Genomic DNA, 22702 nt, shown 5'->3' on the forward strand with positions numbered 1-22702 from the left:
CTGCGGAATAAAATCATGTTAAGAGATGTTTTGCACTATTTGGACTATAGCAACAGCGCCACCTGGGCGCTGGCTCTGTTCTGCATCGCCTTTGGGCTGATGTGCTACGCCACTCTGCGACTCAGTCGCAATGCTACCGATCGCTTCGCCTCGATTCCGCTAAGTGATCGTGTTCAAGACCCGCGTGATGAGCGTGCGGCCCAGGCGGTGCTCCGTGAGGAGGATCGTCCCCATGAGCAATAAGCCCATGAGCGATAAGACTTCGACAGCCCAGTATTCCCAAGCAGAGACTTCGATGAGCAAAGTTGCAGATGACCAACAAGGAACCGGCTGGATTGCCGGTGATGCCCATAACGAGTTGACGGGGCATGAATACGATGGCATTCAGGAATATGACAACCCGCTGCCGGGTTGGTGGAAGTGGTTGTTCATCGTTTCGATTATCTTTTCGTTTCCCTACTTCGCCTACTATCACTTTGGTGGTAGCGGCCGTAGCGTCTCCGAGGGTTATCAAGTCGCTGAGGCGGTGAACGCTCGCAAGCAGCTGGCCGGATTGGGTGAGATCAAGCCAGACCGGCAGACGCTGGTCCGGTTCGCTTCCACCGGCGGCGGTGGATTGGCGGTCGGTCGCGGTGTCTATCTGGCGAATTGTGTCGCCTGTCACGGCACCAGCGGAGGTGGTTTGATCGGTCCCAACCTGACCGACAACCACTATAAGAACGTCCGCGAAATCGAGGATATTCTCAACATCGTCAACCGAGGTGCCGCCGCGGGCGCGATGCCAGCTTGGATCAACCGCCTGGATGAAGCCGAACGTGTGTTGGTCTCCGCTTACGTGGCCAGCATGCGGGGGACCGATCCGGGCCCCGGCGCGAAAGCTGCAGAGGGTAGCGAAATCGCTCCCTGGCCCACGCCCGATGAATTGGCCGCTCAGGAAGCTGCTAAAGCGGCTGAGGCTGGTGATGGGGCTCAAGGCGAGGATGGAAATGGGGCTGAAGGCGAGGGTGCTGAGGCGGCCGCCGAAGACCCGGTCACTGCGGAATCTCCTGTGATGGAAGGTGATTGAGCCGGTGCTTGTGCTGACGATCGACGCATGCTGACCGTCGAGGGAGTTTACTTGAAAGTTATCTCGATCTCTTGATCGCAAGGATATTGAAAATGTGTTCGTCATCCCCCTCCACCTCACTCTCGGACGACGCTGGCAAACCAGGCGCTCTGCCGGTGACGGGTGGGGGAGCTGGTGGTTGTGGTAAATGTGGTACTTGTAAATGTGGTGACGCTCGGGAGCAGCAGTCGGCTGTCGAGGGCGCAGACGCGACGGGAGGCGCTCAGGGTAGCACGCTGCTGGGAGCTCCCCTGCACGTGCTCAGCACGCTCGAGCAAGATGGCTCACGGCGTTGGTTGAGTCCCAAGCTCTCCACGGGAGTGCTTTGGAAGCGTCGCCGCGTGGTGGCTTACGCATTGATCGCCATTTTCGTGTTGTTGCCCCATCTTCGCTGGGGAGGCAAGCCGCTGGTTTTATTGGACATTGTGGCCCGCCGGTTTGTCTTGTTTGGGCACACTTTTTTGCCCACTGATACGTTGTTGCTGGCGCTCGGTATGGTGGCTGTCTTTCTCACCATCGTGCTCGCCACGGCAATCAGCGGGCGATTGTGGTGTGGCTGGGGGTGTCCGCAAACCGTTTATATGGAGTTTCTGTTCCGCCCCATCGACCGTTTGTTTGAGGGAACGGTGGGTAAAGGTGGTAAAGCCAAGCGGGAGCTGACGTTGCCGATGCGATTTCTTCGCTGGGGAATTTACCTAGTCCTCTCGATGGCGCTGGCTCACACCTTTCTGTCCTATTTTGTCGGGACCGAGCGGTTGGCCGAGTGGGTTCGCAGTTCGCCGGTGGAGCACCCGGCCGCGTTTGCCCTGATGATTGGCACCACGGCAGCGATGCTGTTTGACTTTCTGTTTTTCCGCGAGCAGTTGTGCTTGATCGCTTGCCCATATGGGCGCTTCCAGTCGGTGATGTTGGATCGCCGCAGCCGGATCGTGGGTTACGATGTGGCGCGTGGCGAACCTCGCCACAAAGGCAAACGCAAGTTGGCCAGCACCGCCGCGGATCCGCAACCTGTCGGTGTCAGCGCCAGTGCCAGCGGCGGCGATTGTGTTGACTGTAACCAATGCGTGGTTGTTTGTCCGACCGGGATTGATATTCGCGATGGTTTGCAGATGGAGTGTATTAATTGCACGCAGTGTATTGACGCATGCAATGAAGTGATGGATCGAGTCGGCTTGCCGCAAGGTTTGATTCGTTACACGTCGCAGGATGAATTGGCTGGCAAGCCGGGTGGTTTATTGCGAGCTCGCACGATTCTTTACCCCTTAGCCTTGGCGGTCGTGGTTGGCGGTTTCCTGTTGGTGCTCTCGACGAAGTACGCCTTCGATGCGGGGGTGTCACGTTCCGGCGGTCATCCTTACACGCTGGATGCTGCGGGGATGCTGAGAAACAATATGAGTTTACGATTGATGAATCGCAGCGATCAGCCGCAAACTTATAAGATCGAAGCGATCGCGCCGGCCGGTGTAGAATTGCAGATTGTCGATTCGTCGGGCTTGGAATTGGGTGTGGGCGAGAACAGTACCGTGCCGGTGTCTGTGCGATTCCCCACTCGTTTGACCGCCGCGAGCGGTTTTGCCGACGCTGAATTTCGGATCACCGATGGTGCCGATAATGAGCGAAAGTTGGAATATCGATTACTCGGGCCTAAGCAGTAAGACTGATGACAACGCAACAAACGGATTATGATCTGATGACACCCCAGGAGCAGCGTCGCGCTGGCCGCAAGGCGGCTTGGTTTTGGGGCGGTTTGGTGGTCACTTTTTTGACCGCTCAAGTTGCCGTCGGCGTGGTGGCAATTACGTTGGCAACGGGTGATCCCAGCGTGGCCGTCGTGCCCGACTATTATCAGCAGGCACTTCGTTGGGACGAGCAGCAAGCGGTACAGCAAGCCAGCGACTCCCTCCGTTGGGCACACCGGATTGTCGTTCCCGAGGTCGCCGATACGCAGGGTCGTCGAGCCGTGACCGTGATGTTGGCTGATTCGCAGGGCACGCCACTGGAATCGTTGGAAGGTCAAGTGCGACTCTATCATCACGCTCGGGCGGGCGAGATTCAGTCGCTCGAACTGGAGTCACTTGGTGGGGGGAATTACCGCGTTCTGGCAATGATGGATCGCCCCGGTCTGTGGGAAATTGAATTGGATTTGCGTGATCAACAAGCGGCTCATTTCCTGATTAAGCAGACGGTGAAGGTTGCCGCCGCTGATGCAAATTCCGCCGGAGTGACTTCGTGATCGGATTGTTGTTAGCCGTCTTGGTCGCCAGCTTGCTCGGGTCCATGCATTGCGTCGGCATGTGTGGTCCGTTGGCGTTGTGGGCCAGCGGTGCAGGGGGGCAACGCAGGGCGAATGGTGGCGGAGCTCAGACCGCAGACTCTCCGCGTGCTGCCGGGGATGCTTCATCGCGGGGCGGTGTTTGGCCTCGCTTGCTCGCCTATCACGCCGGGCGGTTGTTGACCTACAGCATCGCCGGATTGATCGCCGGATTGTTGGGCGCGGCCGTTTCTTTGGGTGGCGATGTGGTCGGCATTCAATCGTTGGCGGCTCGGGTCGTTGGTGGGGCAATGATCGCGTTGGGGCTGATTCGCTACGTGGAATGGCAGTTTCCGCAGTGGATGCGTTCGCAGCCTGCGGGGGTAACTTCGGCAGGGGTAACTTCGTCAGGGTTGGGCAGTTGGATCTCGGCCTGGGTGGCTGCTCGCAGGCCGCAACTGAATCGCTTGCCTTTGTTGCTTCGTGGCGTGGCTGCTGGCTCGTTAACAACTTTATTGCCGTGCGGCTGGTTATACTTGTTTGTGTTGGTGGCGGCCGGTACGGGGCATCCGTTGCCGGCGGTCAGCGTGATGGTTGCTTTTTGGTTGGGCACGCTGCCCGCTTTGACGGCACTGGTGGCAGGCTCTTTCCGATTGGCACCTCGCTTCGGCAGCCTATTGCCGCTGATCGGCGCGATGATGTTGTTGACCACAGGTTTGTACACAGCGACGGGACGGGCGGCTGCTGATTTAACTCCGCTCGCTCAACGTGCGGCGACTGTCGCTCGAGCTCGCGCCGCCGGCGCGGATGCGGGGATTGAGCAAACGGCAAATGGTGCGTCGGTGGCTCAGCAAACGCTGAATGTCCTTTCGGGTGAACCCTTACCTTGCTGCGAAGATGCAAACTGAATCGACGGTGGAGCGGAAGACGGCACTTGCTGAAACGGAGAGCGGTGGGACCGTTCCTTGTCGGCACTGTGGTTTGCCTTCGCCCGCACCTCCGACCGCGGATGTTGACACACCCGCTTTTTGCTGTGCCGGCTGTCGCGGAGCCTATGAGTTAATTCATGGCTGGGGTTTAGAAGACTATTACGCGCTCCGCGATCGCTTGGCCAACACCTCCGGAGAGGCGGTGGTCAACGCGTCGCGTTATGACGAATTGGATGATCCCACGTTGTTGGGGCGCAGCGCACCGCAGTCAGCCGGTGGTGATCTGTTGTGCTGTCGCTTGGCTATCGGTGGTTTGCATTGTGGTGCTTGCGCGTGGTTGATTGAACGCTCGGCCAGACTGTTGCCCGGATGGGAGTCGGCTCGGGTGAGAATGCATGACCACACGATTGATGTGGTCTTCGCACCGGGGCAGACGAAGCTCAGTCAGATTGCCAGCACCCTGGATCGACTTGGCTATCGTGTGGCACCGTTGGCCAACTGCGAACGGGCGGACCGGGCGGCGGCCGAAAATCGCCAATTGTTGGTTCAAATTGCGATCGCCGGTTTTTGCGCGGCCAATTCAATGTGGATCGCCGTGGCGTTGTACGCCGGCCGTTTTTCCGGCATCCAAGCGGAGTACGAAACTGTGCTCCGTTGGGCCGGCGTGTTATTAGGTTTGTTGGCGGTGTCGATTCCGGGGCGGACCTTCTTTCGAGGCGCATGGGCGGCGCTGCGAACTTGGACGCCCCACATGGATCTACCTGTCGCCTTGGGGCTTGGCGTGGGGGCTATCGCCGGTTTGGTGGGGGCGATTTCGGGCGTTGGTGAAGTCTATTTCGATTCGATCGCGGTGCTGGTTTTTTTCTTATTGGTGGGACGTTGGGTCCAGTTTCGCCAGCAACGTCGCGCGGCCGAGTCGGTCGGTTTGTTGATGCGTTTGGCTCCCCCTTCGGCCACCCGCGTGGAAGCGGATGGGAGTCTCAAGCAGATGCCCACCGACGCCTTGCGAGCTGGCGATTTGGTTCGTGTCGTCGCGGGCGAGGGGGTGCCGGCCGACGGGACGATCGAGGTCGGTTATTCGCTGCTCGATCGTTCCTTGATGACAGGCGAGAGTCAACCGGTGGAAGTGGGACCGGGCGATTCGATCGAAGCTGGGACGGCCAATCTTCGCAGCCAGCTCGATATTCGCGTGACTGCCGTGGGTATGGAAAGTCGCGTTGGTCGGTTGATGCAGTTGGTGGAGGAAGCGGCTGGCAAGAAATCCCCGGTCGTGCAATTGGCCGATGCGGTGGGTGGCTGGTTTGTTTCGATCGTGATTTTATTGGCCCTGGTAACACTTGGCTGGTGGTGGTCCAGCGGTCCGGCGGCAGCGGCTCAGCATGCCGTCGCTTTGTTGATCGTCGCTTGCCCGTGCGCCTTGGCACTGGCCACGCCGTTGGCATTGGCTGTGGGCTTAGGGCGTTCCGCTCGCCGCAAGATTTTGGTTCGCGGCGGGGATGTACTCGAGCGGCTGGCGCGGCCTGGCAAAGTTTGGTTTGACAAGACCGGTACGCTCACCGTCGGTCGCTTGCGGATCACTGAGGTGCTGGGCGAGCGTGATGTGGAACTTGAATCGCAGGCGGAACTGCAGACGGCGGTGCGATTGGCTGCCGCCGTGGAATCGCAAATGCGACATCCAGTGGCTGCGGCGATTGAGCGTGAAGCGAATCGTAGAGACTTGGTGATCGCCACGGCTGACGAAGTTTCGCAAACGATCGGGGGAGGAGTTTACGGTGTTGTCGAAGGTCGTGATGTGCTTGTGGGTAATAGTCAATTTTTGCGGGAGCAGGGTGTCGACGTCGAGCCCTGGGCGGTCGCGCACCAACAACGCATTACCGGGGATGGCGCCAGCAGCGTGTTGATCGCGTTAGATGGTCGCTTGACCGCGATTTTGCGGTTGGAGGATACGCTCCGCGATGATGCGGCGGAGTTGGTGCAAAGTTTACAGCGCCTTGGCTGGGAAGTTGGCATTCTTTCTGGCGATCACCCTCGCACTGTCGCACAGATCGCTGCCGCAGCGGGGATCTCAGCCGAGTTGGCTTTAGGGGGACTTACGCCGGAAGCCAAGTTGGCTCAGATTGAAGCCAGCAAGCAAACGCCCGGGCCAGTGTTAATGGTGGGGGATGGCGTTAACGATGCGGCCGCGTTGGCCGCCGCCGACGTCGGCGTGGCCGTGCGGGGTGGTGCCGAAGCCAGTCTCGAAGCGGCTCCCGTTTACTTAGCTGATGGCCGATTGGCTGGGCTGGCTGACCTCATGCACGCCTCGCAACGGACCGTCTCGGTGATTCGTCGCAACTTTGCCGCTTCGCTCTCTTATAATGTGATCGCGGTAATCTTAGCGATGGCCGGGCAGATCAACCCGTTGGTCGCAGCCGTGCTGATGCCGATCAGTTCCTTGACGGTCCTTTCGATGACCCTCGCAAGTCCCACATTTTCAACAGCCGAGCGAACATCATGAGCGTGCTGTACGTAGCTTTGCCAGTGGCAATTTTAATGGGCGCGGCGGCCGTCTTGGCCTGCGTGATCTGCATTCGCAAAGGCCAGTTTGACGATTTGGAATCGCCCGCCGTGCGGATGTTGATCGATGACGAAGCGAAGCGCAAACCGCATCGACGAGACGCCTCGACACCTGGCTGACTACTCTGCCGCAGCAGCTCCAAAGGCTTGGCGGAGCAGTGCCAAGCTGTTGGGGATCGCCGTTTCGTGACTCTCTTGGCCTTCGAATTCCAGTGAAATATAGCCTTGATAGTTGACGTCTCTGAGGATTTTGGCCACGCGATCGTAGTCGATGTCCAGCGTGTACCAAGTGCCGCCGCCAAAATAAGTTTTCGCCTGTACAAACACCGCCTCCGGTGCCAACTCTTGGTATTGGTCGTATTGGTTTTCCAAAAAGTTGCCGGTATCGAGGGTGGCGCGGAGCCAGGGTGAATTGATCGCCTTGATGCAGCGCAGAACTCCGGCGGCTGTTCGCCCCAGGCCCCAGTGATTTTCCAGCCCCAGCACCACGCCGCAGCGTTCCGCTGCGGGTAAACATTTTTCCAGCGAGTCAATCACCCACTGAAAGCCTTCGTCATCGCTGTAGCCCGGCAGACGCGGTTCGATGCCCTTGTTTGCCATCAGTTCGTCAAAACTTTTGGTCGTTCCCCAACGCCCCGTATTGACGCGCATCGTGGGGATGCCCATGGCATAGGCCATTTCGATCAAGCGGATTGTATGGTCGACGTTTTTCTGCCGCACATCCGCGTCGGGTGATACAAACGTTTGGTGAGTTGAAAAACCGCACAGATCAATTCCGTGTCGGAAGGCGCGTTGTTTGATTCGCTGGAGAGCGGGATCGGAATCGTCTTGCATTTGAACATGCAAGACTTCCACACCATCAAAACCAGCCTCCGCCGCTAGATCGATGCACTCTTCGATCGTCAATTTGCTGTCGTTGCGGAAACGCCAATAAGAATACGTCGACACAGCGATCCGATTGGGCCGGCTTGGTTTCGCTTTAGGGCTGGCCGCGACTAAGCGTGCCGGCAGCAAGGCCTGACTTCCGCAGGCAATCGCCCCGGCGAGTGCACCGACCATCGCTTGACGCCGCGAAAACGATTTTGTTTGAGTCTCAAGTTGGGGTTCGTTCACAAGCTTTATCCTTCGTAGTCGGCGCGATCGAAGCAAACCGCAAAAGTAAACATTACGCGGCTCCAACTGACAATGCCAGAGCCACCACTGGTTAGCCTCAGTCAGGTGAGAGCCAGTTTAATCGGCGACCGGCACAGATTGCCAAAAAAGTGACCAGCAGGATTGTTCAATCTGCAACTCGCCTTGCTATACCCCAACCGAATTTTTTTTCTTGAATTATTGTGGAATCGCCCAGTGGATGCGCAGGTACCCCTGGTATGGAAGCATATCAAGAGCACGATCCTGGTGATTCGGAGAAATTGACGGCCCGTGCAGCTTGGGGGGTCGCGATGCTTTGGCGGCGGTGTTCGAGTTGGAGCGACCGCGGTTGGCCCAGATGGTCGCGCTACGCATGGACAGCCGGCTGCATACGCGTATCGACATTGATGATGTTATGCAGGAGGCGTGAGTAAACGAATTCACCACAGAAACCGTGACTCGCGCTAAAGTGGCCAGCCATTTGCGGAAAACCGCGAAATCTAAAGCTTGTTTTTCATGACCTAGAGTTAGGAGACCAGTGTTCTGCGAAGCCTCCGGGGTATTCGTAAACAGTAATGAATTAACAATTTATTTCGATTGTAGGGACGCGGTGCGGGTATGCTCAAGATGACAGGTTGCCTTGTTTTGTCTGTGGTCTTGAGTTCCGCGACAATGCTAGTCGCTTTCGCCAATCGAGCAAGGGGGCGTCGAGCAATCGCGTATCGAGCAAACAAATGTCGAGCAGGCGGCATGCTGCGGTGAAACTGGTGTGGGTGCGGGGCTGGCCACCAAGGAGTTCTCTGCGGAGGGCTTAGGCACCTTTGCCGGTAAGCTCTTCGACACCAGCGATTTTCCCGCTCGTTGGTACTGCGGTGATTGGTCAACCGATGTTGGCTGGTTGCACATCATTTCGGATGTCGGCATCTTTAGCGCCTACTTCGCGATTCCGATCGTGCTGCTGTTTTTCTTGCGACGCAAACCCGACCTGCCGTTCCCGAAAATTATCTGGTTGTTTGCCACGTTCATTTTGGCCTGCGGATTCGGGCACTTGGTAGAGGCGGGAATTTTCTGGTGGCCGGTATACCGATTTTCTGGATTAATCAAAGCCTTCACGGCTTTGGTATCTTGGGGCACGGTGTTGGTATTGATCCGTTTGCTTCCCAACGCGCTGCAATTGCCGTCAGCAGCCTTGTTGGCCCGGAAGCTAACCAAAAGCCAGGAACGATTAGATATCGCTTTGGATGCGGCTCAAATTGGCGTTTGGGAGGTTCAGCTCGCCGATCAAACGGTTCAGTGTGATGGTCGGATGAAGGAAATTTTTGGTTTGGAGGAATCGCCAGGACCTTATCAGCTCTCAGCATTTTTAACAGTGATTCATCCTGATGACCGTGAGCGTGTAAGCGGCTGTGTGGACCAGGCGGTTGAAGAAAAGTCATCATTCTCATGTTGCTTTCGCGTCGTTCATCCAGACGGCTCAATTCGCCATGTTCAGGGCGAGGGAAAGGTGGTGCTCGACGCCACCCACTCACCCGAGCAATTGGTTGGTGTGAGTTTCGACGTTACGGAAAAGCATGTAAAGAGTGCCGCGTTATTGGAAAGCGAGCAGAATTTCCGGGGCACTTTTGAGAGCGCAGCGTTGGGGATAGCGCTGGTTTCCACGGAGGGGAATTGGCTAAAGGTCAATCCAGGATTATGTAAGATTTTTGGCTACGACGAGGAAACGTTGTTGGCCACGACGCCGAACAGCGTGACGCATCCCGATGATCGCGAGACCGATCAACGACAGTTAAGACGCGTCCTGGCGGGAGAGCTTGACTTTTACAGCCTTGAACTGCGATTCTTGCGACATGATGCTCCCCCGGTTTGGGTGAATCTCACCGCGTCGTTGGTGAAGGATGCTGCGGGTCAACCTCGCCATATTGTTCTGGTGATCGAGGACATCGACAAACGGAAGCAAGCCGAACTCGCTTTGCAGCAGTACCACGAAATGGTGGAAAAGCTGTCGCTGGTTGCCAGCAAGACCCAACACTCGGTGGTGATCACCGATGCGATGGGTAAAGTGGAGTGGATCAACGATGCATTTACTCGACTAACCGGCTATTCGCTGGAGGAAGTTAAGGGCAAAAAGCCTGGGCATTTCCTTCAAGGGATAAAGACCGATGCGGCTTGCGTGGAGAGTATTTCCGAGAGTCTTCAGCGTCGAGAGAGTATCGCTGTTGAGATCGTCAATTATCATCGCGATGGAAGCGATTATTGGATTGAGCTCAAGATTGACCCGGTCCTGAACGAAGCTGGTGAGCTTACCAACTACATTGCCACGCAAGTCGACATTTCGGAGCGTAGAGCATCTGAGGTGAATTTGCGACAAGCGAAACTTGCAGCAGAGCAAGCGAGTCTCGCGAAGAGCGAATTTTTGGCGGCGATGAGTCATGAACTGCGGACGCCACTCAACGGCGTGATCGGTATGACTGAATTGCTGGCTGCCTCACAACTCGATCCCCGGCAACAACGTTTTCTCAGCGCCTGTCAGAAAAGTGGAAACGCATTGCTGAGTCTGATCAATGATATTTTAGACTTTTCCAAAATTGAGTCGGGCAAATTAGAGATTGATAGCCATCCATTTGATCTGCTGCAATTGATTGAAGATGCGGTGGAGTCGATGGTGTTTCGAGTTGAGGCCAAAGGGCTGCAGCTGCGTCATCAATTAATGCACCCCATCCCGCTATTGCTCGAAGCTGATAGTCACCGTTTGCGGCAAGTCATCATTAACCTGTTGGGGAATGCGGTCAAGTTTACCGAAACGGGCTCAATTAGTCTCAACGTGGAGCCGCTGGAAGTGACAGCTGAGCAGGTTACGTTACGGTTTAGAATCCTCGACACCGGGATTGGTATTCCCGAGGATCGTTTGGAGAAACTGTTTCGAGATTTCTCGCAAGTGGATAGTTCGACGAGTCGCCGCTATGGAGGAACCGGGTTGGGGCTCTCCATCAGCAAGAGTATTGTGGAAGCGATGGGGGGAGAGATCGGGGTCAGAAGCATCGAAGGTTTGGGCTCCGAATTTTGGTTCAAGGTCCAATTCGCGCGCTCGCAACAACATCGTGAGCTGGTCCCGCTGGCACCCTCGGAACTTTCTGGTTTGCGAGTTTTGGTGGCAGATGCGAGCGACGAGTACTTGAGCTTTATGAAGGAGATCTTCAGGGCCTGGGGGATGCAGGTCGACGTCTGTCAAGACCTCGAGGCAACGCTCGTCAGAATCGCGAGCCGGCGTGAGGAGAATGGATATGATCTGTTGCTGCTCGATGATTCCTTCGCGGCAACTCAAGCGGAGTTAGAGCAAGCCATGCGCGGTGTGCCGGCAAGCGTTCGCACCAAGATCTTTTTGGTGACGCCCGCAGACCAACCGGTTTCTCAATGCCCCCATGACTTTGCCCGATGTTTGCGGAAGCCGATCGGACAGTCCGCTTTGCTCGACGCGATTGTGGAATCTTTCTGTGTGGCTGAGGATACTAAGCATAATGACGCGCAGGCCGGGCCAGCCTTAATCGAGGCGACAACGGCGTTCCCGGCGAAATCATTGCGAGTCCTGTTGGCGGAAGATAACCCCACGAACCAGCTGTTCGCCGAAGAAATTATTTCCAGGCAGGGTTGGATATGTGATATCGCAAACAATGGTGTTGAAGCTGTCAGGGCGGTGGCGAACGGCACGTATGACGTGGTGCTGATGGATTGTCAAATGCCGGAGATGGACGGTTTTGAAGCAACGCGACAGATTCGCCAGCAAGAGCAATCTGGACGTCGCCCCGGGCACCTGCCAATCATTGCCTTAACAGCCAACGCAATGAAGGGGGATCGCGAACGCTGCGTCGAGGCGGGCATGGATGATTACCTCACCAAACCTTTCAAACCGCAGGCGCTGAAAGATCTCATCGAACGTCTTACGCAGACTTCGGTTGGCTCTAGTAACGCATTATTGATAGCGGATGATATATCAAAGATGCCAGCTGCAACCGCTGCGCCCTTTGATTCCAAGCGATTTGTGGAAGACTGCTGCATGGGTGATCGCGACTTTGCGCATTCTTTATTGGAGTCTTTTAGCGTCAACAGCGTAAAACGACTGGAAGAGATCGTAGCCCATGCAAAAAGTCAAGATGCTGCTGCTGCTGGAGAATCCGCACACGGACTGAAAGGTATCGCCGGGATTGTGGCGGCCGAGCGATTGTGGGATTTGGCAGAGCAGATTGAAACAGCTGGCAAAGATAATGAATTGAGCCAGATTGAATCGCTGCTTGAGGAATTGAAGGATGAAGTTAAGGCTTGTTGTTCGTTTTCGGCAGAATTAGAAATCAAATAGCAGAGCGGATGCCGTAAAGGTAGTTTGAAATGTCAGTGGAACAATTTTCGGTGCTGATCGTTGACGATGATGATGTGGTCAGGAAGATGATCAGTTTTGCCATGGAAAAAGAGGGTTTTCGCTCCGATCGCGCGGTTGATGGTGAAGAGGCGTTGGCATTGATGAAGCAAAGAGAGTTTGATCTAGTCATCACTGATTTGATGATGCCGAACACGCACGGTCACACGCTGGCAACCGAATTGCTCGCTCGTCCAGATCGTCCGCTGGTGGTGATTCATACTTCAGTGGTCGAGCCTGCCTTGGCGAAGGATCTAATGCTTCGGGGAGTCGACGATATCGTTTTTAAACCGACCGATTACGGAGCGTTCGCCGCCAAGATGCGGAGCTGGGTGCTCAGACGACGGAGGGTAAAGCAAGGTATGACTGACCTGTGGCAGAATCTCGGAATGGGTGTCCCCGGAGATCCCCTAGGTCGTAGCCAGTCTTAGCGGAGCGCGCGGAGGCGTGAACGGGCGTCTTTGGGAAGTTTCAGCGGGTCGATGTCTTTGACCAGATTTCGGGCGTGCTCGTCAGAGCCGCGTTTTTTCAACCGTTCGGCACGTCGCAGCAGAATGATCGCTTCGGCCATCGCTAGTCGCTCCGCAGCTGTTTTGGGCTCATAATCAGGCTCCTCAACAACGTTGGCCGGTTCGAGACCAGCTTGCCCTGGAGCCGGGACGAAGCGAAACTGGCCATCGGTCAGTTCGGCTAACTTGGACATGCCTTGCGATGCGCTGAGATCCTCGAAGGCAATCGCGTTGATTTGCACGCGTGGAAACTGGCCCTTGGTAACCAATTCGAATACCGTCAAGTTTCTGTCGCCACCAAAAAATTGACTGGACTCATTAGAGGTGTTGAAGCGACCGTCGGAGAGCAAGAAAATTGCACTCGGTTGAAGGTTCAAGGCACCCACCAGGGCAAAGCGGGGATCGGTTCCCGATGTCGGCTCAATCGAATAGAGCCAGGCCCTTAATTGGGCGATGTTCTCTCCGCTGGCCGGGATCAGTTCTCCCGGATCGGCTGGCCCAAACATCGGTATCGTTCTCCAGTTGAAGAGGAAAACGTAAAATCGTTGGTCGGGACGCAAGCGGGAAACGCTCTCCACCAATTCGTCTCGGGCGCGATTGAATCGCTCGCCTTTGCGAGCCATCATGCTGCCGGAAATATCGAGGATGAAAACAAAGTCTCGACCGCTGGCGCTGGTGCCAAAGAACATTGCATCGCCGACTTTCGCCAAGTCGCCGCCGAGGTCGGCCGGTTGTGGAATGACCAGCGGCAGTCTGTCCGTCGTGGGGTCATTCAGTGCGGCGGGAGACGTGTTGAGCAGCGTCTCAAGGGGCGCTTCGACTTCGACGAATTGCGGTTGCTCTCCGGTCGACTCGATCGTGATCGGGTCTTGATCGAGCGTAAAGAGAGCTTCCGAGGCGTCGGCCTCTGGGCCCAGTGAGATGACCAGTGAGGAGGCAATTTGAGTGCCGGTGGGCAGCGTGATGAGTGCCGTGATTAACAGCAGCAGCAAATGCAGAATGGCCGAGGTGAGCCAACTGGACGCACCACGAAAGAGACCTCCCGCGGGTTGCTCGTCGTCAGTGAACGACAATGGCTCTTTCACGATAGACCACCTTTGCCTGCACGATGATGAATGAAGCACCCTCCACTGGATCTTATCAACTAGCTGATCCCTTGTGACCAGCTAAAATAGGAATTATTGCGTTTGGAGGGGGCGCCGCGTGGCTCTATTTTACCCCATGCATCATCTTCTTAATCAACGGGGTGCAGACAAATAGCAACAGTCCGGCTGCGATTGGAAACACCACCAGCATCAGATAAAACCCAGGCAAACCTTCGATAATAAAGTTTGCTTCGGGGGGCTGGCCCTCCGGTCCCGGCTTGAATTTGGTAGAGAAGGCTGCCATCAACCCCCCCCAGTAAATTGGCTAGGGAGATCGAGAAGAACCAAACGCCCATCATCAACGATTGCAGTTTGGCAGGGGCCAGTTTCGTGACCACGCTGAGCCCGACAGGGGAAAGGCAAAGCTCGCCCCAGGTGTACACAATGTAGGTGATGAGTAGCCAGTACGGAGCGGCCAATTCGCCACCGCGAGCTTCCAAGGCGGCCAGCACCATGGCTCCGAACGACAAGCCCAGCAACCATAAACCGATAGCAAATTTCATCGGCGTGGAGGGATTGGCGTTCCGCTTGTCGAGCCAAACCCAGAGGATCGAGAATAGGGGAGCGCAGAGTACGATCGTCAGTGCGTTGACTGATTGATACCAGGTGGTGGGAAATTCATAACCCAGCACTTGGCGATCGGTGTTCTGTTCGGCGAACACATTCATCGAACTGCCCGCTTGCTCGAAGGCGGCCCAGAACAAGATGTTGCCGACAAAGGCCAAAATCAAAATCACGATGATCCGCTGGAAGTCGACCGAATCGAGCGGCCGCTTCATCTCGGCTTCCATTTCACGCGCTTGGGAAGAGTCGGCGAGCTCTCGTGCGGCGGTAGCTTGTCGCGGCGACAGGCCGATCGCGGGCATGTATCGCGGACGCAAAAATTGATAGCAGATCAAACCCAAGATCATGCCCACGGCGGCCGAGCCAAAGCCCCAGTGCCAACCGACTTTTTCGCCCAGCGTGCCAGCAACCAAGGGGGCCAAGAAAGCTCCCAGGTTGATTCCCATGTAAAAAATTGTGAACCCCGAGTCGCGACGGGGATCATTCTTTTCATAGAGCTGACCGACCATCACGCTGACGCAAGGTTTGAAAAAACCAGTGCCGATGACGATCAACGCCAAGCCGCTGATGAAGGTAATCAGCGCCCCGGGGCTGGACTGCAAACTGACTACTTCGCCCGGCGCGATGCCAAAGAACTCCGTGCCAGCCAACACGATGTGGCCGGCAGCGATAATCCAGCCACCAAGTAACATTGAGCGGTGCGTGCCTAATATCTTGTCGGCGATCCAGCCACCAAAAATCGGCGTCAGGTAAACCGCCCAAGTGTAAAACGCATAGAGAATTGCCGCGTCAGCTTCCGGCCAGCCGAACCCGGGATTGGTGTTTGCCTTGGTGGCTCCGTCGGCGGTTTCCAAGGTTAAATCGGTGGACGTGATTAAATATAAAACCAGCAACGCCCGCATGCCGTAATAGCTGAAACGCTCCCACATTTCCGTGATGAACAATACCCACAGCCCGGCCGGTTGCCCTGATTGGAGTTCTTCCGGTGGCACAAGGTGAGTTGGTGGTCGATCGAATTCCGTATTTGCGGCGTCGGTGTCACTCGAGTAACGGGAGGGTTCGTCGTTTTGATTTGGATCGCCCATCGAATTCTATTTCTCGCTAACGGGTGCTGGCATCTACGGGGTGGCAACTGGTGCTAGGTCTTGGCGGTGCCCACGACATCGGGGGCACCGAATAAACTGGGGGCTGAACCATCATGATAATAGGTTCGATTGCGTCCGATACCTTTGGCCGCGTAAAGCGCTTCGTCGGCGCGGCGAACCAAGGGGCCGATGATTTGGTCTTGGCGAGTTTCGCTGACTCCCACGCTGACGGTGACGGTCAATTGGCGACCGTCAGATTCGATGGTTTCGTCGACACAGGCGCGGCGGAATGTTTCCATTTTACCAGCGGCCACCTTCAGCGGTGACTCTAGCAACACGGCAAATTCTTCGCCGCCAAAGCGAGCCACTTGCAGCGCGCCGGGAATCTCTCGCTGCATTTTTTGAGCAACATGCCGCAGCACGTGGTCGCCAGTTTGATGACCGTAGGTGTCGTTGAAATTTTTGAAGTGGTCGATATCGACGAGGGCTAAGACGAAGGTGGGGCCGCCCCGCAGAAAGCTGTTGAATAGTTCATCCAGTTTTTTGTCGAACGCGCGACGGTTGGCCAGCCCCGTCAAACTGTCGGTGCGTGCTTCGGACAAGTAGCTTTCGATGCGTTCGGTTTGATCGGCCAACTGTTTTTCGGCCGCGTCGAGACGACTTTGCAATTGCTGATTGGTCTGCATGATTTGCTCGACCAGCGGCAAGACTTGAGCGGTGCCGGGTTGATCGCCGATTTTGGCTGCCTGGCTGCTGATCGCCGACAACTCTTGCTGGTATTGGTTGACTCCGCCGCGATATTCGTGCGTCCAGTCGCCGAGTTCATGCAGCAGATTGAGAATCCGGCGTTGCTCAAATCCGCTGTCGCCGCGTTGGGCCGCGTTGCCACGGCCAGCCCAATATCCGATCCCGGCACCGATTAGAAGCACCAGCAGGCCGCAGCCCAGCCCCACGAAAAATAGGTTGGTACCCTCCCCAAAAGTTTCCAATGGTCGCACTCCAGCGGCGTTTATTTAGCTTTTCAGTTCGGTTCAATCCGTTCGCCCCGGGCAATCACCACCACGCCACCCGGGCTGATCGTCAACCCGCGGGCACGATCAAGTTCTGGATCATACCCGATTTGCGCACCGCTGGGGATGTCGACACCTTTGTCGATGATGGCCCGGCGGATGCGGGCGTGGCGACCGACGTGCACGCCTTCAAAAAGGATGCTGTCTTCGACATCCGCGAAGCTGTTGATCCGCACGTCGGGGCCCAGCACGCTGCGGCGGACCTGGCCGCCGCTGAGGATCGTCCCTTGGCAGACGATCGAGTCGAGTGCCTCGCCGCGACGGTCCCCACTGCCGTTACTGCCGAAAACAAATTTCGGCGGGGGGAGGTTGGGCTGATAGCTGCGGATTGGCCAGTGTTCGTCGTACAGATTCAATTCGGGATCGACGTCGACCAGGTCCATGTTGGCCTCGAAGTAGGCGTCCAGCGTGCCGACGTCACGCCAGTAAGCATCCCGTTTGCGATTCTCGTCGCGAAAGGGAAAAGCGAATACGCGATGTTTTTCAATCGACCCGGGGATGATGTTGTTGCCAAAGTCGTGGCGGCTGCCAGGCAAGGTGGCGTCTTGGCAAAGCTGTTCGAAGAGAAAGTTAGCTGTAAAGACATAGATCCCCATCGAAGCCAAACTGGAATCAGGATCGTCGGGTGTCGGTTGCGGGTTGGCCGGTTTTTCTTGAAAACCGCGGATCCGCTGGTCATGGTCGATTTGCATCACGCCAAACTCCGTCGCAGCCGCTCGCGGGACACGCAGCGCGCCGACGGTGATGTCCGCTTGTTGCTGGCGATGAAAATCAACCATCGACTCATAGTTCATCTTATAGATATGATCCCCAGCCAAGATCACCACGTAGGTTGGTCGCTCGCGCTCGATCGCATAGATGTTTTGATAGACAGCGTCGGCCGTGCCTTGATACCAAGAATCATCAATCCGCTGCTGCGGTGGCACCACGTCGATGAATTCACCCAGCTCGCGACAAAAATAACCTCGCCAACCGGTGTTGATGTGCCGGTCGAGACTTTGCGCCTTGTACTGTGTCAACACCAGCAACCGCCGCAAGCCACTGTTCAAACAGTTGCTGAGCACAAAGTCAATGATCCGATACAGCCCGCCAATCGGAACGGCCGGTTTGGCGCGATCCCGCGTGAGGGGTTCTAATCGTGAGCCTCGCCCGCCTGCCAAGATGACGGCCATTGTATCGCGCATGCTTGCAACCATTCCGTTAAGTCCAGCGGCCCGTTAAGTCCAGCGGCGAAGCCACTTTTCTAACACCAGTAAATTCCACAATCGATAGCAGTGATTCACGCGACCGCTGACGTGATCTTCCAGCAGCCGAGAAACTCCTTGCGGATCGAGATATTGGCTCAGTTTGGCGTCTGGAGACAAGAGCAACTCAGTTGTCATCTCCTTCAGCGGTCCCCGAAACCAATCGGCGATCGGCACGCCAAAGCCCATCTTGCGACGTCGCCAAATTGGTTTTGGCAAGCGATCGCGAAAAGCATCTTCCAGCAACAATTTGCCTCGCCGGCCACGAAACTTTAGCCGCGTCGGCAGCCGGGCGGCAAACTCGACCACGCGGTAGTCGAGCATCGGTTGGCGAACTTCCAAACCGTGCGCCATTGAGGCGATGTCGACTTTGGTCATCAAGTCGCCCGGCAAATACGTTTGTAGATCGGCCAAGGATGCTTTGGCAACCACGTCGCGTTGGCCAACTTTCCGCCATGCCGCATGAAAGAACTCGAACGGGTCGCTCCCCTCGGCGGCCAGCTTTTCCAACATGCCGTCGGTGTACAGTTCCGCGCGCAGACGCTCCGGAAAGATCTGCAGCCAATTCATGAAACGTCGCGGTGGCGGTTGCCCAAATGCTTCAAGAAAACGTTTGCCCCGCCGCACCAGCGAGCGCTGGCGGTGGGAGTCAGGCCAACGGTCGAGCCACCCGGGATTACCCAGCCATTGCCGGGGGAGGAACCGATCGAGTTGTCGCGACAGCCACAGCGCGCGGTAACGATCGTAGCCAGCGAACAGCTCATCGCCACCATCACCCGAGAGAGCCACTTTGACTTCCTGACGCGTCAGCTCGCAAAGATACCAAGTCGGCACGGCGCTGCTGTCACCGAAGGGTTCGTCAAAGTGCCAGGCCAGCCTGTCGATGATGGCCACCGCGTCGGGATTAACCTCGAACCGCCGATGGGCCGTCCCTAAATGCTGGGCGACCATCGCCGCGTAATGCGTTTCGTCAAAGTCGGCCACCGAAAAGCCAATGCTGAAAGTGCGAATCGGTTCCTCGCGAAACGATTGGGCCAGCGCTGTGATCAACGAGGAATCGACACCGCCGGAGAGGAACGTGCCCAGTGGGACGTCGGCTTGCAATCGCAAACGGACCGAGTCTGCCAGCAACCTGCGCAGCTCCGTGACCGCTTCGCCGCGTGACATCTGCGGGGCTTCCACGTCGTACTGAATATCCCAGTAATTTTCGATTCGCGGCGGATGGTCCCCCTGGTAGACGGCAAAGTGTCCCGGTGGCAGCTTGCGGACTTGACGATAAATTGTGGCCGGGTGGGGCACGTACTGATAAGTCAGAAATTCATCGATGGCAACTGGGTCAACGTCGCGGGGCAGATCGCTGAGGCAAGCGAGCGCCTTGAGTTCGCTGGCAAAACTCAGCCGGCCTGCTTGGTGCGCATAAAACAAAGGTTTTTGTCCCAAGCGATCGCGAGCGAGCACCAGCCGATGTTTCTCCGCATCCCAAATGGCAATGGCGAACATACCATTGAGATGGGCAAAACAATCGGTCCCCAGATCTTCGTAGAGGTGCAGGATGGTTTCGCCGTCGCCAGCCGTTTTAAACCGATGGCCGCTGCCTTCCAGCCGCCGTCGCAGATCGCGAAAGTTATAAATCTCGCCGTTGAAAACCAACCAAATTTTCCCGCTCTCGTTCGATAGCGGTTGATGGGCCGTGGCCAAGTCGATGATGCTGAGGCGACGAAACCCCAGAGCGACCCCTGGAACATCGCCGCCAGCGTCGCGGTGCATTGTCTCGAGATGACTGCCTGCTTCATCCGGACCACGATGGCGAATCGCGTCGGTCATCTCGGCTAGTGTGGCCGGGCTGATCGATCGCTGCGGGGTGCTCCAAACGGCTCCGGTAATCCCACACATGCAATTTGTCGTTCCCGGCTATGGTGTTCGCTCGTCGGTCATGGCGAGCTGCAGTTCGTGGATTAACTCGCGGATGGATTGCTGCCGTTCGGCCGGGTTCTTTTTCAGCGCCCGCATCGTGATCCGCTCCAATTCGGGCGGGATGTGACGGTCCGGACTCCGCTGGCTCGGCAGGACTGGGTCCTTGTGCAAAATGTTGTCAAAAGTTTCATCGACCGAACTACCCCGAAATGGTTCGCGAATCGCCAACATTTCGTAGAGTACCACGCCCAGGCTGAAGATATCGGTACGTTCGTCAAGGCTGCGTTTACCAGAGACCTGTTCGGGCGACATGTAGAGGGGAGTGCCCGGTCGCTGGCCGCCGATCGTCAGCGTTCGCAGCTGAGTCCCCTCTTCCAGCGGGCTGCGCAGCGTGCTCTGCCGAATCGGCTCGTCGTGGTCGGTGTGGCCCCAAACTTTTGCCACCCCCCAATCAAGCAGGATGACTTCACCAAAGTTGCCAACCCAGATGTTTTCTGGTTTGACGTCGCGGTGGATAACCCCGCGGGCGTGGGCATAGCTGAGTGCTTGGGCAGCCTGAATGACAATATCGACGCGGCGGGAAACGGGGTATTCACGCTGGGCATCGATGTCTTGGCCAGCCAGTCGCTTAAGGACTTCGAAGAAATTTTCCCCCGAAATCCGCTTCATGGTGAAGAATAGCCCCTCTTGGGGGTCGTCTCCGATTTCGTAAACGGGGACCGTGTTGGGATGTTGCAACTGGGCCGTGACGCGTGCTTCGCGCAGAAATCGTCGCCGCTCGGTGCGATCGAAAATGGCTGTCGGCAGCAACGATTTGACGGCGATCGTGCGGCCGATGATGGGATCGTAACAAGACCGCAATTGGGCATTGCCACCACGAGCCATGGGGCGAAAATTTTTGTAACGGGCCAATCCTGAGGGGGGCTGTTTAGGCAGATCCGGATCGGTTGCCGACAGAATGATCTCTGGGTAGCCGCCGGAACTGTGCGACATGCGGAAACCTCCGAGGATTGCGGGACAGACGAGACGATTTAGCTGGGGGAACACGGACTAATGTAACCAAGAAAAAAGCCCGGCAACCAGTGATGGCTGCCGGGCGGCGAAAAATCGTCAATCTTTTGTTGGTCAACTGAGCAAAAAACCGCGCAACTGACCGAGCAAATTAGGCGCCAACGGTGACGTTAGCCGACTTCACCGTGGCAATGATCGCCGAGGCGACCATGTAAGGGTCAGCGTTGGATGCTGGGCGACGATCTTCGAGCCAGCCTTTCCAGCCGTTTTCCACGGTGGCGATCGGAATCCGGATCGAGGCGCCGCGGTCTGAAACACCGTAGCTGAACTTGTCGATCGACTGCGTTTCGTGCAGACCGGTCAGACGCTGGGCATTATCGGCACCGTAAACGTCAATGTGCTCCTTGATCCGCGGCTCAAAGGCTTGGCAAACTGCTTCATAAGCATCTTTGCTGCCGCAGGTGCGAAGCAACGTGTTGCTGAAGTTGGCGTGCATCCCGCTGCCGTTCCAGTCGCCGGCGATTGGCTTGCAGTGCCAATTGATCGACATCCCGTGTTGTTCGGCAACGCGTTCCAGCAAATAGCGGGCGACCCAAACTTCGTCACCAGCGGGCTTGGCCCCTTTGCTGAAGACTTGGAATTCCCACTGACCCATCATCACTTCGGCATTGATGCCTTCGACGTTGATGCCGGCTTGCAGGCACAATTCCAAGTGCTCTTCGACGATCTCACGACCGACAGCTTTGCCGGTACCAACCGAGCAATAATAGGGGCCTTGGGGGGCAGGATAACCTTCGGCTGGGAAGCCGATGGGGCGATTGGTTTCTGGATCCCAAATCGTGTATTCCTGCTCGAAGCCGAACCAGAAATCATCATCTTCGTCGTGGATCGTGGCCCGGCCGTTGGTGCGGTGAGGTGTGCCATCGGCGTTGAGCACTTCGCACATCACCAAAAAGCCCTCACCCAGGCGACCCGGATCGGGATAGCAAGCGACTGGCTTCAGCAAGCAATCGCTAGCGCCGCCAGGTGCTTGCTGAGTGCTCGAGCCGTCAAACGACCACATCGGGGCGTCTTCAACCTTGCCGCTGAAATCGGCCAAAACCTTTGTCTTGCTGCGCAGGCTTTGGGTCGGTTGATAGCCGTCCAACCAAATATACTCGAGCTTACACTTCGTCATAAACGCGGTCCCCCATGTGGTCCAAATTAGGAATGTGTGCGCGGTCGCATAATCATCCGACAGTGCCCGCCGACCCAGCTGCCAGTGTTTATCGTGACCATCTCTTCTCGCGACGCGGACCGGTTAGCGTTAACCGTCCAGCTGTTAACCGACTGTGGCTAACGTCGCCGCTACCTAAAAAAATACTCAATCTTGCACCGGGGGAAAGATGGGAGGCGGAATTCCATGCCAACCGCTTCCCGTTTTTTCAAGACCATCGCCCCCTGCTGTCTACCGCGGCAAACCGCCACTCCCGCTCGTGCTCAGCTGCTGGATTCGTCCCCAAGGACCGATCGGACAGCGTTGCTTGAGCGATTCCTAGGCTCATGCGCTCACCGTCAGGGAGTCGTTATCTCCCAGTGCGCTGTGGGCAATGGGAATCCTACCACCGTTGTTCTTTAAATGCAAAATACCCGCCGGGACCGCGGCGCTTTTCTTCGGGGCCCGGCCAGCGCGCCGCCGCGGCGGCCTGGCAGCGCTTCGACCGCCGCCCGTAAAACAGCCCCATGACCGCCGGGGTAGTTTTTCAAATTCTTGCCAAGTTGTCCGCGGCGGGCATTTTTT

Annotated in this window: 17 protein-coding genes; 9 read left to right on the forward strand and 8 right to left on the reverse strand. The window is 56.7% G+C overall.

Annotation, left to right across the window (positions count from 1 at the left end):
• Window positions 1-15 precede the first annotated feature (15 nt).
• From SH139x_RS01480 to ccoS, 7 genes are all read left to right on the forward strand, one after another.
• A complete protein-coding gene (locus tag SH139x_RS01480; protein ID WP_488353520.1) occupies window positions 16-243 on the forward strand; it encodes a hypothetical protein in 228 nt (75 codons plus the stop codon).
• The gene (locus tag SH139x_RS01485; protein ID WP_488353521.1) at window positions 233-1066 is read left to right on the forward strand and encodes a cbb3-type cytochrome c oxidase N-terminal domain-containing protein; all 834 of its coding nucleotides are present in this window, start codon (window positions 233-235) and stop codon (window positions 1064-1066) included. Before SH139x_RS01480 ends, SH139x_RS01485 begins: the two co-directional genes overlap by 11 nt.
• Window positions 1067-1158: 92 nt before the next feature.
• A complete protein-coding gene (ccoG, locus tag SH139x_RS01490) occupies window positions 1159-2760 on the forward strand; it encodes a cytochrome c oxidase accessory protein CcoG (protein ID WP_488353522.1) in 1602 nt (533 codons plus the stop codon).
• A gap of 5 nt (window positions 2761-2765) precedes the next feature.
• Window positions 2766-3338, forward strand: a complete 573-nt coding sequence (locus SH139x_RS01495) for a FixH family protein (protein ID WP_488353523.1) — start codon at window positions 2766-2768, stop codon at window positions 3336-3338.
• On the forward strand, window positions 3335-4264 hold the full coding sequence (locus tag SH139x_RS01500) for a sulfite exporter TauE/SafE family protein (protein WP_488353524.1): 930 nt from the start codon (window positions 3335-3337) through the stop codon (window positions 4262-4264). The genes SH139x_RS01495 and SH139x_RS01500 overlap by 4 nt, the downstream gene beginning before the upstream one ends.
• Complete coding sequence (locus SH139x_RS01505) at window positions 4254-6782, forward strand: heavy metal translocating P-type ATPase (protein WP_488353525.1); 2529 nt, start codon at window positions 4254-4256, stop codon at window positions 6780-6782. The genes SH139x_RS01500 and SH139x_RS01505 overlap by 11 nt, the downstream gene beginning before the upstream one ends.
• Window positions 6779-6961, forward strand: coding sequence for a cbb3-type cytochrome oxidase assembly protein CcoS (gene ccoS / locus SH139x_RS01510; protein WP_488353526.1), 183 nt, complete (start codon window positions 6779-6781; stop codon window positions 6959-6961). The genes SH139x_RS01505 and ccoS overlap by 4 nt, the downstream gene beginning before the upstream one ends.
• On the opposite strand, the gene SH139x_RS01515 is transcribed toward ccoS, so the two are convergent.
• A complete protein-coding gene (locus SH139x_RS01515) occupies window positions 6962-7900 on the reverse strand; it encodes a sugar phosphate isomerase/epimerase family protein (RefSeq protein ID WP_488356136.1) in 939 nt (312 codons plus the stop codon).
• 841 nt (window positions 7901-8741) lie between these two features.
• On the opposite strand from SH139x_RS01515, the gene SH139x_RS01520 reads away from it, so the two are divergent.
• On the forward strand, window positions 8742-12323 hold the full coding sequence (locus SH139x_RS01520; RefSeq protein WP_488353527.1) for a PAS domain S-box protein: 3582 nt from the start codon (window positions 8742-8744) through the stop codon (window positions 12321-12323).
• Between the two features lie 29 nt (window positions 12324-12352).
• A complete protein-coding gene (locus SH139x_RS01525; protein ID WP_488353528.1) occupies window positions 12353-12811 on the forward strand; it encodes a response regulator in 459 nt (152 codons plus the stop codon).
• Here SH139x_RS01525 and SH139x_RS01530 read toward each other — a convergent pair.
• The 7 genes from SH139x_RS01530 to SH139x_RS01560 form a co-directional block, all read right to left on the reverse strand.
• The gene (locus tag SH139x_RS01530) at window positions 12808-13974 is read right to left on the reverse strand and encodes a vWA domain-containing protein (protein WP_488353529.1); all 1167 of its coding nucleotides are present in this window, start codon (window positions 13972-13974) and stop codon (window positions 12808-12810) included. The two genes, SH139x_RS01525 and SH139x_RS01530, sit on opposite strands and share 4 nt — an antisense overlap.
• Before the next feature lie 149 nt (window positions 13975-14123).
• On the reverse strand, window positions 14124-15683 hold the full coding sequence (locus tag SH139x_RS01535; RefSeq protein ID WP_488353530.1) for a peptide MFS transporter: 1560 nt from the start codon (window positions 15681-15683) through the stop codon (window positions 14124-14126).
• A 53-nt stretch (window positions 15684-15736) separates the two neighbouring features.
• Window positions 15737-16672: a GGDEF domain-containing protein gene (locus SH139x_RS01540; protein ID WP_488353531.1), complete on the reverse strand. Its 936-nt coding sequence runs from the start codon at window positions 16670-16672 to the stop codon at window positions 15737-15739.
• 32 nt (window positions 16673-16704) lie between these two features.
• Window positions 16705-17937: a glucose-1-phosphate adenylyltransferase gene (gene glgC, locus SH139x_RS01545; RefSeq protein WP_488353532.1), complete on the reverse strand. Its 1233-nt coding sequence runs from the start codon at window positions 17935-17937 to the stop codon at window positions 16705-16707.
• A gap of 33 nt (window positions 17938-17970) precedes the next feature.
• On the reverse strand, window positions 17971-19890 hold the full coding sequence (asnB, locus tag SH139x_RS01550) for an asparagine synthase (glutamine-hydrolyzing) (protein ID WP_488353533.1): 1920 nt from the start codon (window positions 19888-19890) through the stop codon (window positions 17971-17973).
• 18 nt (window positions 19891-19908) lie between these two features.
• Window positions 19909-20904 carry a serine/threonine-protein kinase gene (locus tag SH139x_RS01555; RefSeq protein ID WP_488353534.1) on the reverse strand — a complete coding sequence of 332 codons (996 nt, stop codon included), beginning with the start codon at window positions 20902-20904 and terminating at the stop codon, window positions 19909-19911.
• 169 nt (window positions 20905-21073) lie between these two features.
• Complete coding sequence (locus SH139x_RS01560; RefSeq protein ID WP_488353535.1) at window positions 21074-22099, reverse strand: glutamine synthetase beta-grasp domain-containing protein; 1026 nt, start codon at window positions 22097-22099, stop codon at window positions 21074-21076.
• Between the last annotated feature and the right edge of the window lie 603 nt (window positions 22100-22702).

Origin of the sequence: Kothea flammea (genome assembly GCF_052161645.1) — a bacterium.
Classification (GTDB): domain Bacteria; phylum Planctomycetota; class Planctomycetia; order Pirellulales; family Pirellulaceae; genus Laterigemmans.